1 protein-coding gene and 1 pseudogene are annotated in these 1,497 nt (G+C 43.9%); both read left to right on the top strand.

The window, feature by feature from the left end; genetic code table 11:
- Positions 1-354: 354 nt before the first annotated feature.
- Positions 355-1,287 carry an SPFH domain-containing protein gene (locus tag A3739_RS07785; RefSeq protein ID WP_068482064.1) on the top strand — a complete coding sequence of 311 codons (933 nt, stop codon included), beginning with the start codon at positions 355-357 and terminating at the stop codon, positions 1,285-1,287.
- Between the two features lie 9 nt (positions 1,288-1,296).
- Positions 1,297-1,497: pseudogene (locus A3739_RS07780) on the top strand (hypothetical protein); the annotation flags it as partial.

Here is a 1,497-nt window from a genome sequence, read left to right as displayed (position 1 = left end):
ATAATCTCAGCAAGCACAGTCGCCAAGTTCGCAGTTTTGTTAGAGGGGTAAAGATAGAGCATGACAGTCCTTGCCGAATTGAACAGTCAGTATAACGAGATTGGACTGAAGTGTTCTATATCGAAGCAAAGGCGTAATGAGAAGTTAAGAAATGAGTGCCAACTTGCCTACTGCTTTTAGACAAAAGCAGAAGTACTTCGAGCTAAGCGATTAGAAATTCAATGGCAGGCCTATCACCTGCAGCCCCATTAATATATTCCCTTTAAAAAGCGCCCTAAATCTCCTTTTAGCAGAGCGCCCTAATTGTTATATTTAAACTAGCTACACTCATCGCAACAAAGGATTGCTCGCTCTATGAATATCGTTCTTGAATACCTTTTCTCTGTCCAAGCGGCTGTACTAGTCGCCATCCTTATTGTCTTAAAATTAGGCATCAAATTTGTACCTCAGAACAGAGCTTACATCGTCGAGCGCTTTGGTAAGTATAATCGAACGATCGAAGCTGGTATCAATATGATTGTACCATTTATAGATAGTGTAGCGCATGATCGCTCATTGAAAGAGCAGGCTGTTGACGTTCCTAGCCAAGGCGCTATCACCAAAGACAATATCTCTCTGACGGTAGATGGTGTGCTGTATTTTAGAGTACTCGATCCTTATAAGGCGTCTTATGGTGTTGAAGATTATGCCTTTGCGGTGACCCAACTTGCGCAAACCACGATGCGTTCAGAGATCGGTAAGATAGAGCTCGATAAAACATTTGAGGAACGTGATCAACTCAATGCCAATATCGTCAACTCTATTAACCAAGCGGCTGAGCCGTGGGGTGTTCAGGTTTTACGCTACGAGATAAAAGACATTGTTCCTCCACAAAGCGTGATGTCGAGTATGGAAGCGCAAATGCGTGCCGAACGTGAGCGCCGCGCTAAAATTCTAGAGTCGGAAGGTGATCGACAAGCGGAAATCAACCGTGCTGAAGGTGAGAAAAGAGCACAGGTTCTTGCTGCAGAAGCGGAAAAACAACAACAGATCTTAACTGCCGAAGGTGAAGCGCAAGCGATTATTCGCGTAGCCGAAGCGCAGGCTGCGGCTTTGCAAAAAATTGGTAATATCGCCGTCACCAATGAAGGCAGCTCAGCTATTCAATTAGAATTGGCGCAAAAAGCAATCGCAGCAAAAGAGGCGATTGCCAAAGAATCTTCTGTGGTATTGTTACCCGATGGGAATACAGAAGCGGCTTCTGTCGTTGCTCAAGTTCTGTCTATCGCGGATTCTTTGAAAAAGTAAGAGACTTCAATGCCTGAACTATTTACGAGTTTGCCAACATTATTATCTTTTGTTGGCGTTGCGCTGATCATCATAGAAATATTGGTACTGGGTTTCAGTAGTATTTTCCTGATTTTCGTGGCTGTTGCATGTTTTACTACGGCTGTATTAATGTCGATCGGTCTGTTTGAGCATTCGATTTTGAACGCCTCTGTCTCTGTCGCGATCTTC

It is taken from the genome of Oleiphilus sp. HI0067 (genome assembly GCF_001635735.1).
The sequence above is the reverse complement of the archived record's forward strand: the minus strand, read 5'-3'. Positions and strand labels throughout refer to the sequence as shown.

Bases quoted from the DNA above. Each gene is read 5' to 3' on its own strand.
- A3739_RS07785 (WP_068482064.1), top strand. From the start codon at position 355: ATGAATATCGTTCTTGAATACCTTTTCTCTGTCCAAGCGGCTGTACTA.